Here is a 13936-nt window from a genome sequence, read left to right on the forward strand (position 1 = left end):
TTGGAAAGTAGTGAGGTACGACGGCGGCCCCGTCCCCGGGGCCGGCGCCAGGGTCAATCGGTAATCAGCTCGGCGCTGTGTAGCAAGCTCGCCAGGCGCTGCAACAACAGAGGGGTGCGCAGCAGGTCGTAGTGGCCGGCATCGATCTGCTCGGCGCCGGTAAGTTGTGGCAGCAACCGCTCGAAGGCTTGACGCTCCAGCGTGCTCACGCCATTACCCCACCAGCAGCACGTGTCGACCGCCACCCACGGCAAGACGCTGAAGGCCTGCGCCAGGGCCTTGAGTTGCATGCCGACCATAAACGCCTGTGCCAGGTCGGTCGCCTCCAGCTGGGCATAACGCCCGCCGGCCGGTTGACCGGCTTGCAGGTTATTGATGATCACCTCCACGGCAGCTGGCTGCAGGGTGACCGGCAATGCCTGCGGCCAGGTCTGGCCCAGGGTGGCTCCGAGGAAATCCTGCAGGTCATCGCGCCAATCCGAGGTGGCGGGCGTTGAGGTGGGAATGTAGCTGTCTACCAGCCCGACAAATTCCACTGCCTGGCCTTGCTCCTGAAGCTCTTTGGCCACCAGCAGCGCCAAGGGTCCACCGAGTGACCATCCCAGTAAACGATACGGTCCGTAGGCCTGCTTCTGGCGAATGTACTGAGCGTAATCGATCGCCATCGCCGGCAATGATTCATCCTGCCATTGGCGGTCCAGCAGCATGCGGCACTGCACCCCATAGACGCTGCACTTCCCTTCCAGCAGGCGTGCCAGTGGCTCATAGTCAAATACGGTGCCGAAGCCGGCATGCAGGCAGAACAGTGGACGGCGGTTCGCCACGTTACTGTTGAGCAGTAACAACGGATCAAGCGGAGCCTCGACCTCTTCATGGCCACTGAGCTGGGCGATGGTCGGCTTGCTCATCATGTCGCGCAATTTCAGGTCCAAGCCAAGCTGCGTGTTGCCGCGAACCTTGCCCAGCACCTTGAGTACGCGCAGCGAATCGCCGCCCAGCTCGAAGAAGTTGTCGGTGACACCCACCTGCTCGACCTCCAGAACCTCTTGCCAGATCGCGGCCAGCGCCTGTTCGACCGGGTTGCGTGGCGCAACGTAATGGCGCCCCTTGAATTCGGGGTCTGGCAATGCCTTGCGATCCAGCTTGCCATTGGGGCTGACGGGAAACGCTGGCACCACCAGAATCTGCGACGGCACCATGTAATCGGGCAATTGCGCCTGCAAGTCCTGGCGCAAACGCTCGGCAAGCGCCGGATGCTCATCGGCAACCACATACCCGATCAACTGCTTGCCGGCGCTGGTGTCACGTGCGACCACTACCGCATCACGCACCTCGGCCATGTCACGCAACCTTGATTCGATTTCGCCAAGCTCAATGCGAAAGCCACGGATCTTCACTTGATGATCCAGGCGTCCGAGGTAATCGAACACCCCGTTCGCCCGCTGACGCACCAGGTCGCCGGTGCGGTAGAGCCGTCCGMCTTTCGTGGAAAACGGGTCCGCGACAAAACGCTCGGCCGTCATTCCCGGACGCTGGCGATACCCGCGTGCCAGCCCCTCACCACCGATGTACAACTCACCGGCAACGCCCTGCGGCACGGGGTTGAGGCACGCATCCAACACATACAGGCTACGCTCGCCAACTCGACTTCCGATCGGCGCATATACCGCGTCGCAGGTTTCGCTCGCGGTGGCTTTCCACAACAGGGGCGTGACCACCGTTTCCGTTGGGCCATAACCGTTGGTCAAATAGCGCGGCTTGAGGGTGCGCTTGACCAGTTCGAAACTGGCCTGCGCCACGGCATCGCCACCAAAGCAGTAGACCTGCACCGGCGGAGCTTCCCGGCCTTCGGCATACTCCGCCAGTTGCTGGAGATACGCTGGCGGGAAACAGGCAATACTGATGCGCTGCTCGTGCAGCGCCTGCCAGGTTTCCTGCGGGGTCCACAGGTTATTGTCGCGAATCACCAGGCACCCGCCACTGCGCAGGGTCGACAGCCAACGCTCCTGGGCACCGTCGAAGGCGAACGACATGAACAACAACTCGCGCGTCGCCACATCCATTTCGTAGCGCTCGGCAATCGCGGCGCAGTGCATGCCAATGGGGCCGTGACTCACCGCCACGCCCTTGGGTTGCCCCGTGGAGCCTGATGTGTAGATCAGGTAGGCGAGGTTATCCGGTTGCAGGCGCGATGGCGGGCATGCGTCCGGGAAGCTGTCGAGAGACACGCGGTCCAGCAACACCCGGGTGGTCGCGTCCAACGCCCCAAAGCCTTCGCTGACGCCACTCTGGGTCAACAACACCGAGACATTCGCATCCTTGACGATCCAGTCCAGGCGCTCCCGAGGGTAATCGATGTCCAGCGGCACATAGGCTCCCCCCGCCTTCATGACCGCGTAGAACGCGACAATCACCTCAACGCTGCGCTGCAGGGCAATTCCGACGCACACCTCCGGGCCCACGCCCAGGCCGATCAGGTAATGGGCCAGGCGATTGGCACGCTGCTCCAATTGCCCATAGGTCAGTTGCACGCCGTCACACACCAGCGCCACGGCCTCGGATCGCGCCTGGGCCTGTTGCTGGATCAGTTGCGGCAACAAGGGTTGCGTGGCCGGCACCTGGCGCAGCGGGTTCGCGGCGAGCAAGCTGGCATATTCGTCGCACGCCAGGGTCGGCAAGCTGCCCACCCGGGCCTGAGGCGAATCGAGCATGGCCAACAACAGCGTCTCGAAACTGCGTCGAACCTGGTCGCACGCCTGTTCGGTGAACGCGTTGCGCAAATACAGGAACTCGATCTTCAGGGTCTGGCCCAGGTTGATCGCCAGGTCCATCGCGTAGTTGGTCACATCACGGGTACTGACCTGGCCAAACTGCAGTTGTTGATTGCCGACCTCGGCCAGGCGCTCATCCACCGGGTAGTTTTCGAACACAATAATGCTGTCAAACAACGGCGTGCCGCCCTGCCCCGACCAGCGCTGGATATCGGCCAGCGCAGCGTGTTCGTAGTCGCGCACTTCCAGGTTGAGCGCCTGCAACTCAAGCAGCCACTGGCACAGCGCCTTGGCCGGATCCGGTTGCTGGACGATCGGCAATGTATTGATGAACAACCCGAGCATTTCGTCCGCACCCGGCAGGCTGGCCGGACGTCCGGCCACGGTGGCACCGAAACACACACTGGCTTGCCCGGTATAACGCTGCAACAGCAACAACCACACCGCCTGGATCAAAGTATTCGGGGTGATACGCCAGTGCTGGGCAAACTCGCGCAAGCGCCGAGTCTGGTTGACATCCCAATTCAGGTACAGCGCCGCATGCCCCTCCAAGCCAGGCTCGGGCTGGGGATGAATGCTCGCCGCCAGGCTAGTGGGGCCTTCAAGGGTTTGCAGTTGCGGCTTCCAGAACCGCGACGCCGTTTCCGGGGACTGCTGGCGCAGCCAGGCGATGTAATCGCGGTAATGCCCTTTGCGCGCAGGCAAGGCGCGGCCGGCGTACACCTCGAAGACTTCACCCATCAAGCGTGAGTTGCTCCAGCCATCCATCAGGATATGGTGGCTGGTCCAGATCAACTGGTGGCGGTGCTCATCCAGCCGCACCAGGGTCAGACGCGTCAGGGGGGCAGCCAACACGTCAAAGCCCTTGGCGCAATCGTCCTGCGCCAAGGCTTGCAAGGCGTCAGCGTCAACCTGGCGATCGCGCCAATCGACGATTTGCACCGAGACCTGGGCGGCCTTGTACACCACCTGCAACGGTTCACGCAGGTCGCTGGATGACCAGAAGCCGGTGCGCAGAATCTCATGGCGCGCGACCACCTGATCCCAGGCGGCGATAAACGCCGGTACGTCCAGCCCGTCGACAGGCACACAGGTCTGGTTGATATAAAGATGCGCCGCCGACGGGTCCAGCGTATGGAACAACATGCCTTGCTGCGTCGGTGACAACGGATAGAGGTCTTCGACCTGCTCCAGCGGCACGGGCAGGCTGTCCAGTTGTTGCTGGGTCAAGGTGCAGAGGGCAAAGTCCGAGGGCGTCGCGCCCAGGTTTTGCGACTGGCTGCAATGTTCAACCAGCGCCTGGAGTTCGGCGATGTACGCCTGCGCCAGATGCTCGATCGTCGCCTCATTGAACATCTCCCGACTGAACACCCAGTTCAGGCTCAATTGGCCGCCGTACACTTGGCCATTGATGGTCAACCAGTTGCCCAGCGGTGCTTGCGGGCTTTGTTCCAGGCCGATGGATTCGCCGGAAGGCACAAACAGCGCACCGGCATCCACATCAAAACTGCCGTCAAACTGCCCCAGGTAGTTGAAGGTCACACGCGGCGCGGGCAATTGCCCCAGTACCTTGCGGTGCCCGGGGCTGCCCATGTAGCGCAGCACTCCAAAGCCGATACCCCGCTGCGGAACGCCTCGCAGTTGCTCCTTGACCTGCTTGATTGACTCGCCAATACCCGCTGCCGGCGTGAGTTTCACCGCAAACAGGCTGGTGAACCAACCGACCGTGCGGGTCAGGTCGATGCTGGCAAACAGATCTTCACGGCCATGCCCTTCAAGTTGAATCAGTGCCTGGTCGTGGCCGGTCCAGCGCACCATGACTCGGGCCAACGCAGTCAGCAACAGGTCATTGACCTGCGTCCGGTAAGCCGCGGGCGCTTCCTGCAGCAGCAACTGCGTCAGGTCCTTGCTCAACTGTGAATGGACCGTGAGGCCATGTTTGTTTTGCAGGCCACCCCCCGGATGATCCACCGGCAAGTCCGGGCGGGTATCCTGCAACTGCTGCTGCCAGTACTGCACTTCGGCTTGCGCTTCGGGGCGCTGCGCATAAGCCTGCAAGTGCTCGGCCCAAGCCCGGACAGAATGAGTCTTGGGCGCCAGCTTGAGCGCCTGCCCGCTCGCCAACTGGCGATAGGCAAGCTGCAAGTCGTCAAACAGGATGCGCCAGGAAACACCGTCCACCACCAGATGGTGAAGCACCAGTAACACACGCTGCGAACCATCCGCCAACGCAACCAGCGCCACCCGTAGCAGCGGCCCGTTCAGCAGGTCGAGACTCTGCTGGAGTTGCTCGCCAAACGCCTGCAACGCTTGCGTATCGGGCAGTTGAACCTCCTGCAACACGTTCCGACCCTGCAACAGTGCCTCGACACTGCGGTAAGTAGCGGCCCAGCCCTCTTCGCCCTGACTGAACACCAGGCGCAGCGAATCGTGATGCACCAGCAGCGCACGCAACGCCTGCTCCAACAGCGCAGCCTCGATAGCCTGTGTCGGCTTGAGCAGCACCGACTGGTTCCAGTGATGACGCTCGGCGATAGGTTCTTCAAAGAATCCCTGATGAATCGGCAACAACGGCAGGTTGCCCGTTACTGCGCCTTGCTCGACTTCAAGCCCGGCGGCATCAATGCGGGCGACGCCTGCCAGCCCCTGTACGGTCTGGTGCTGGAACAACTCTTTGGGCGTGAAGAAAATGCCTGCCTGGCGGGCACGCCCCACCACCTGGATCGAAATGATCGAGTCGCCGCCCAGCTCGAAAAAGTTATCCGACAAACCGACCCGCTCAAGCTTGAGCACGTCTTGCCAGATCGCGGCAATCTGCTGCTCCAGCGGGCTTTGCGGCGCAATGAAATTTTGTTGAGCCTGGCGTACATCCGGCTTGGGCAACGCCTTGCGCTCCAGTTTGCCGTTGGGGCTCAGGGGCAGTTGCTCAAGGAACAACAGGTGCACCGGCACCATGTAGTCCGGCAACACCTCGCGCAAACGGGCCTTGAGTACTTCGCGCAGCGACGCTTCGTCCACATCGCCTTGGGCAGGTACCACATAGCCCACCAGTTGCAGGCCGCTCGCGCCGTCTGCCGCCAACACTACCGCTTCGCGCACCGCGTCCTGCTCCATCAGGCGTGCTTCGATTTCCCCCAACTCGATCCGCAGGCCGCGGATCTTCACCTGGTGGTCAATACGCCCGACGTATTCGATCACGCCGTCTGCCCGGTGACGCGCCAGGTCGCCCGTGCGGTACAGCCTCTGGCCGCCGCCAAAGGGACTGGCTACAAAGCGTTCGGCGGTCAACGCCGGACGACGGTGATAACCCCGCGCCAGTCCTTCACCGCCGAGGTACAACTCACCCACCACCCCGACGGCTACCGGCCCCAGGCCCGCATCAAGAATGTAGGTACCCAGGTTGGCAATGGGCTGGCCGATAGGCACGCTGTCGCGCCCTTCTTCACGGCAGGTCCAGTGGGTGACATCGATAGCAGCCTCGGTCGGGCCGTACAGGTTGTAAAGCCGGGCTTGAGGCAGCTTGGCGAACACTTGCTGCTGCGCGTCCACCGGCAAGGCCTCGCCGCTGCAGATAATGCGCTGCAAGCCGGTGCAACTGTTGACCGCTACATCGGCGACAAACGCTTGCAGCATCGACGGTACAAAGTGCAGCGTGGTGACGTGCTCAAGGTTGATCAGTTCAATCAACTTTGCCGGCTCGCGGTGAATGCCGGGCGCTGCAACCACCAGGCGCGCGCCCGTCATCAAAGGCCAGAAGAACTCCCACACCGACACGTCGAAGCTGAAGGGGGTTTTCTGCAACACCGTGTCCACTTCACTCAAGCCATACGCCTGCTGCATCCAGCACAGGCGGTTGGTCAGCGCCGAGTGACGATTGCCGGCCCCCTTGGGCTTTCCGGTGGAACCGGAGGTGTAAATCACATACGCCAGGTTTTCCGGCTGCACGCTGATCGGCGGGCAGGTCGAAGCGTACCCGGCCAGCGGCTGATCCAGCAGCAGGCAAACCACCTGCGCCGGGATCGGCAAGCGCTCACGCAGCGCCTGCTGGGTCAGCAGCAAACCAATGCCACTGTCCTCGATCATGTAGGCCAGGCGCTCCTCGGGATAGTCCGGGTCCAGCGGAACATAAGCACCGCCGGCCTTGAGCACCGCCAGCAACCCCACCACCATCTCGATACTGCGCTCGACCGCCACGCCCACCAGCACGTCCGGGCCGACACCCGCCTCGATCAACTTGTGCGCCCATTGGTTGGCCTGCGTATCCAGCTGGCGATAGGTCAGTTGCTGGCCGGCAAACACCAGGGCGATGGCCTCCGGCGTAGAGTCCACCTGGGCCTGAATCAGCGCCTGTACGCTTTGGTCCAACGGGTAAGCGGCTTCGGTGGCATTCCAGTCCTGTAACAGCGTGCGCAACTGCACCGTGTCGAGCATCTCCAGCTCGGAAATTGCCCGGGAAGGCTGCGCGATAATCCCTTGTAACAGAGCCTGCCAGTGCCCCGCCATGCGCTCGACTGTGGCCGGCTCGAACAGGTCCGTGGCATAGGTCAATTGCGCCGACAGGCCCTCGCTGTGTTCAACCGTATTGAGGGTCAAGTCGAACTGCGATGTATGGGTTTCCCAGCTCAGGCGTTCGATCTCCAGGCGCGAGGCCTGGCCTGTCACCTCGACCCGCCCGCGACTGTCTTCACTTTGGTGGTTGAACATCACCTGGAACAGCGGGTTGTGGCTCAACGTCCGCTCGGGCCGCAGGGCTTCCACCAGTTGTTCGAACGGCAAGTCCTGATGCGCCTGCGCGCCCACGGCATTTTGCTTGACCTGTTGCAGGAACTCGCGGAAGGAGGTGCGCCCGTCGACGTCTGCCTTGTGAATCTGCGTATTGACGAAGAATCCGATCAACCGTTCGGTTTCGGCACGGTTCCGGTTAGCCACCGGCACCCCGACCCGAATATCGCCCTGGCCGCTGTAGCGGTACAACAGCACCTGGAACGAGGCCAGCAACAACATAAATGGGGTGACGTTTTCGCGCTGGGCCAGGCGCTTGAGGCCGGCAACCAGTTCTGCGCCCAGGTTGAGGGTGTGGGTGTTGCCGCGAAAGCTCTGCTCGGCGGGACGCGGATGGTCGAACGGCAATTCCAGTACCGGCTGCTCGCCACCGAGGCGTTCGGTCCAGTAGCCCAACTGGCGCTCCAGTTCCCCCGCCTCCATCCACTGGCGCTGCCACAGCCCATAGTCGGCGTACTGCACCGGCAACGGCGCCAACTCGACCGAGCGTCCCTCGCTGTAGGCGGCATAGCACTGCACCAGTTCGTCGACCATCACCTGCATCGACCAGCCATCGGAAACAATATGGTGCTGAGTGAGCACCAGCACATGCTCATCGGCACTGACTCGCAGCAGCTTGACCCGCAATAGCGGGCCTTGCTGCAAATCGAACAACTGCCGGGTTTCATCCTCCACGAACGCCTTGATCTGAGCGTCACGCTGTAGCGCGTGCGCCGGCGCCAACGTGTGCAAGTCGATGCTGGCGCCCGCCGCCGGGCTGATGACCTGCAGCCGCTGTGAACCGTCCTGGACAAAATGGGTACGCAGCGATTCATGACGCTCGATCAGCGTCGAAAAGCTGCGCTCCAGAGCTGCCACATCCAGCGCCCCACGCAAACTCAAGGCACTGGAGATGTGGTAAGCCGTACTGTCCGGATCCATCTGCCACAAGAACCACTGCCGCTCCTGAGCGTAGGACAGCAACAACGGTTCACTGGCGTTTCTCTTGAAAACAGGCGCGACACTGAAGAGATTGATGCCCTTGTGTTTAAGCAGCACCGCCAAGGCTTTGCGTTCCTTTGGCGAAAGCTCGCCCACTGCTCCGATCAACTCTTTCACACCTATCCCCTTCACTCTGAAATTAGCTTTTCAAGCTCATCCCCTGTTAAACGTTTGAGGGCCTCCAAAGATTTAGCCAATTCATCCATCAGCGGTTCACTGGCCGATCCCAACTGCGCCACTTCGGCACTGAAGGTGCGCAAGTTGCTGGCAGCGAACAGCGTCTTGAGCTGCACTTGCAGGTCCATTCGCTCACGGATGCGCACGATGAGTTGGGTGGCCAGCAACGAATGCCCGCCCAATGCAAAGAAGTCATCCTCCAGGCCGACCTGCTCGACGTTAAGCACCTCACTCCAGATTTGCGCCAATTGCTGCTCGGTGTCGGTCTGCGGTGGTGTGTATTGGTCACGACGCTGTACCGCGCCAGGGGCCGGCAAGGCCTTGCGATCAAGCTTGCCGTTGGGGGTCAGCGGCATGTAATCAAGCAACAGCAACTGCGCCGGCACCATGTAGGCAGGCAACACTTCATGCAGACGGCGCTTGAGGTCGTCTTGCAAGTCTGCTTGCGCGTCGGCGTCGATAAGGCCCGGCTGGCTAGGCACCACATAACCCACCAGTTGCAAGCCACTCACACCTTCCACCGCCAGCACCACGGCCTCGCGTACCGAGCCCAGGGCCATCAATTGAGCTTCGATTTCGCCCATTTCAATTCGGAAACCGCGGATTTTCACTTGATGGTCGATACGCCCGACGTACTCGATCACCCCCTCCGGGCGATAACGGGTCAGGTCGCCGGTGCGGTACAAGCGCTCGCCGGTGGTCGAGAACGGGTTCGGCACAAACTTCTCGGCGGTCAACCCCGGACGCAAGAGGTAGCCACGGGTGATGCCCTCGCCCGCCAGGTAAAGCTCCGCCGCCACGCCGACAGGCACCGAGTGCAGCTCAGCGTCCAGCAGGTAGCTGGCCGTATTGGCCAGCGGCTTGCCGATATTGGCCTGGCCACCGGCTTCGCGGCGGGTCCAGGTGGAGTAAGTGGTGTCTTCCGACGGGCCRTASAGGTCGTAGACATGCTGYACATGCCCACGGCCATATAACGCATCCACCAGCGACTGCTTCAACGGTTCGCCCGCCAGATTGATGATGCGCACGCTTTCCGGGATTTGCCCGGCACGCTGCAAGGCYCCCATCGCCGAAGGCACGCTGTTGATCAGGCGTACCCGGTCTCGGGCCGCCAGTTCCGGCAGCTCCAGGGCATTGCGGGCACCGACGATAAAACCGCCGCCGGCCAGGGTCACAAACAGCTCCCACACCGACAAGTCGAAGCAGATCGACGTGGAGGCCAACACACCTTGAATGTCTTCAGGGCTGTAAACCTGCTGCGACCACTGCGTCAGCGCCGCCACGTTGCGGTGAGTAATGGCCACGCCCTTGGGCAGGCCGGTGGAGCCGGAGGTGTAGATCACATAGGCCAGGTTATTCGCACTGACCACAACGGCCGGGTCCTGATCATCGGTGTCCTGAGCCTCAACCAGCAGGACTTCGATGGATGCATTCACCTCCACCGCCGCCAGCACATCAGATTGCGTCAACAACACCCGCGCCTGGCTGTCCTTGAGCATGTACGCCACGCGCTCGGCCGGGTAATCCGGGTCCAGCGGCACATACGCACCACCCGCCTTGAGCACCGCGAGCAACGCCACAACCATCTGCGCACTGCGCGGCATGGCCACGCCAACCCGCACTTCAGGGCCAACACCCAACGCCACCAGCTTGTGGGCCAGGGCATTCGCCCGGCCGTTCAACTGGCGGTAGGTCAGGTGTTCATCATCCCAGATAACCGCCAGGGCATCGGGAGTACGCTGCACCTGATCCTGAATCTGCTGATGGATACACCGCTCACGCGGGAAGTCCAGGGCATTGGCGTTCCAGGTCTTTTCAATCAGTTGACGTTCGTCGTCACCGAGCATCACCACATCAGCCAGCACCCGCTCACTTGAGGTCGTCAACTCGACCAGCAACCGGTTGAGGTGGCCAGCGATACCTGCCATCGCCTCTGAACMAAACACGCTGCAGTCATAGTGATAGTGCAGGGCCAATGTCTGCCCGGCATTGACCAACAATGTCAGCGGATAATTGCTCTGCTCATGGGCTGCAACGGCACCAAACACCAGGCCATCGTCACTGCCCTGGGCCAGCGCTTCGGCGATCGGGAAGTTCTCGAACACCAACAGTGTGTCAAACAACGACTCGGAACCGTGTTCGGCCCAGCGCTGAATCTCGAACAGCGGCGTGTGTTCATGCTCACGCAGCCCCAGGTTTTGCGCCTGGACCGCCTGCAACCAATGACTGACGCTCTGCCCGGCGAGCGGGCTGGCAACCACTGGCAAGGTGTTGATGAACAACCCGATCTGCTGCTCGACCCCTTTGAGATCGGCCGGACGCCCAGCCACGGTGGCACCAAAGCACACCGTCGACTGCCCGGTATAACGCTGCAAAAGCAGGAGCCAGGCGGCTTGCAGCAAGGTATTGAGGGTGACTTTCTGTTGGCGGGCAAACTCGTTCAGAAGGCGCGCCTGAGTAGCATCCAGTACCTCGAAGTGGCTGGCATAGCCCGTACCCAGGACACGTGGCGCAACGACCGCCTGGGCCAGGCGCGTCGGTGCTTGCAGCGATGCCAGCTGCTGCTTCCAGAACGCTTCCCGTAGTGTCTGGTCCTGACCTTGCAGCCAGGCAATGTAATCACGATAGCGCCCGGTCGACACCGACGGGTTATGACCACTGTAGCGTTGCAGCACCTCACCGAGCATCTGCGAGTGGCTCCACCCATCCATCAGGATATGGTGATGAGTCAGGATCAGGTGATGGCGACGATCATCCAGCGCCACCAGGGTCAACCTGAGCAACGGTGCCTCTTGAAGCTCGAAGCCCCTGGCCTGTTCGGCCTCGGCCAGTTGGCGCAAGGCCTGCGCCTGCCCGGCACGCCCGCGCCAATCGTGCAACGCGTAAGGCAGGGTCACCTGCTTGCGCACGATCTGCAGCGGCTGATCCTGTTCGGCCAACCACACGAAGCCGGTGCGCAGGATGTCATGGGCGTCCAGGGTGGCCTGCCAGGCCTGGCGGAACTTGTCCGGGTCCAGTCCTTCGACGTCCAGGCACATCTGGTTGATGTAATCGCCAGAGGCCTGTTCATATAGCGTGTGGAACAGCATGCCTTGCTGCATCGGTGACAACGGGTAAATGTCTTCGATGCTGTGTGCCGTCATCGGCAAGCCGTCCAGCGCGGATTGGCTCAGGGTCGCCAGCGGGAAATCCGACGGCGTCACCGCTCCGGCGCCCGGCAGGCAGCAATGCTCCACCAGGCCAGCCAACTCACGGGCGTAGTCATCGGCCAGGCGCTGGATGGTCGACTCGTCGAAACGTTGGGCACTGAAGGCCCAACCCAGGCTGAGTTCGCCGGCGTACACCTGGCCATTGAGGATCAGGCCGTTGGCCAACGGTGCCTCTGCGTTTTGCTCCGGCCCACGGGCCTCGTCGCAAGGCGCCCAGAGCGGTACATCGCCATCGTCAAAACTGCTGTCGAACTGGCCCAGGTAGTTGAAGGTGATCTGTGGTGCAGGCAACTGCGCCATAGCCTCACGCGTCTCTGTCTCGGCAAAGGTAGACAACACACCAAAACCCAGGCCTTTATCGGGGATGGCGCGCAGTTGTTCCTTGATGTTTTTCAGCGAACCCGCCGGGTCACCGGCCGGGGTCAGCTTGACCGGAAAAGCACTGGTGAACCAACCGACGCTGCGGGTCAGGTCAACTTCATCAAACAGGTCTTCACGGCCATGCCCTTCCAATTGGATCAAGGTGCTCGCCTGGCCGGTCCAGCGGCAAATCACCCGCGCCAGGGCCGTCAGCAGCAGGTCGTTGATTTGCGTGCGATAGGCCGCCGGGGCGTCCTGCAACAGGCGCCGGGTCTGCACCGAGTCCAGACGGCTGTACACCGTGAGGCCGTCCTGGTTGGTCTGTCGACCACCTGAATGGTCCGAGGGCAACTGGGCTTGAGCATCACGCAACTGCATTTGCCAGTAAGGCAATTGCTCCAGCGCCTCCTCCCGGGCAAAGCGAGCCAGCCGCTCGCCCCAGGCCTTGACCGACGAAGTCTTGGCCGGCAGTGCCACGACACGACCCTGCTGCAGTTGCTCGTAGGCGGTCTGCAGGTCTTCGAACAGGATGCGCCACGACACGCCATCCACCGCCAGGTGATGGATCACCAGCAGCAGGCGCTGGCTGCCGTCGGCCAGGGTCGCCAGCACCGCGCGCAGCAGTGGGCCATTGCTCAGGTCCAGGCTGCGCTGAGCTTCATCGCCCAGTTGCTCCAGCGCCGAAGCGTCGGCGATGCTGCGTTGCCACAGCAAAGGTTGCTCGCTGACCGGCTGGTAAGTCGCTCGCCAGCCATCAGCCTGCTGGACGAAGCTCACGCGCAAGGTATCGTGCTGCACCAGCAGGGCGTGCAGGGCGTGTTCCAGATGTTCAGGGTTCAGCGGCTGCGTGGTCTTGAGCAGTACCGACTGGTTCCAGTGGTGCCGTTCAGGAATGGCCGTGTCGAAAAATGCCTGATGAATCGGCAGCAATACACTGTCGCCGGTCACCGGGCCCTGATCGATCAGCAGTGCACCCTCACCCAGCTGCGCCACCGAGGCCAGGCCTTGTACGGTCTGGTGCTGGAACAGCTCTTTGGGGGTAAATCGAATCCCGGCCTGACGCGCACGGCTGACCACCTGGATCGAGATGATCGAGTCGCCGCCCAGTTCGAAGAAGTTATCGGTGACGCCAATCTGCGGCACCTTGAGCACGTCCTGCCAGATGGCGACGATGCGCTGCTCCAGCTCGTTATGGGGCGCGATATAGAGTTTGTGTTGCGGCTCAAGATCCGGTTGCGGCAAGGCCTTGCGGTCGAGTTTGCCGTTGGGGGTCAGCGGCAGTTGCTCAAGGAACAACCACTGGGTGGGCACCATGTAATCCGGCAAGTGTTCACGCAAGCTGGCTCGCAGGGCTTCCTGGGTCGTTGTGGCCTGCGACAGCACCACGTAGGCAACCAGTTGCTGACCGTTCGCGCCGTCCAGGGCCAGCACCACGCCTTCACGTACACCTGGGTGAGCGAGCAGGCGGCTTTCGATTTCTCCCAGTTCGATGCGCTGGCCACGAATCTTCACCTGGTGATCGATACGGCCAACGTATTCGATCACGCCGTCATTGCGGTAACGGGTCAGGTCCCCGGTACGGTACAAACGATCGCCGGTGGTCGAGAACGGGTTCGGCACAAACTTCTCGGCGGTCAACCCCGGACGCAAGAGGTA

At 62.0% G+C, this 13936-nt stretch carries 2 protein-coding genes; both read right to left on the reverse strand.

Annotation, left to right across the window (positions count from 1 at the left end; all coding sequences use genetic code 11):
- Positions 1-53: 53 nt before the first annotated feature.
- Positions 54-8651: a non-ribosomal peptide synthetase gene (locus P3C29_RS21600; protein ID WP_275965398.1), complete on the reverse strand. Its 8598-nt coding sequence runs from the start codon at positions 8649-8651 to the stop codon at positions 54-56.
- Between the two features lie 11 nt (positions 8652-8662).
- On the reverse strand, positions 8663-13936 hold a 5274-nt coding region (locus P3C29_RS21605; RefSeq protein WP_275965399.1), incomplete at its 5' end, for a non-ribosomal peptide synthetase.

Origin of the sequence: Pseudomonas sp. 1912-s, assembly GCF_029269205.1 — a bacterium.
Lineage (GTDB): Bacteria > Pseudomonadota > Gammaproteobacteria > Pseudomonadales > Pseudomonadaceae > Aquipseudomonas.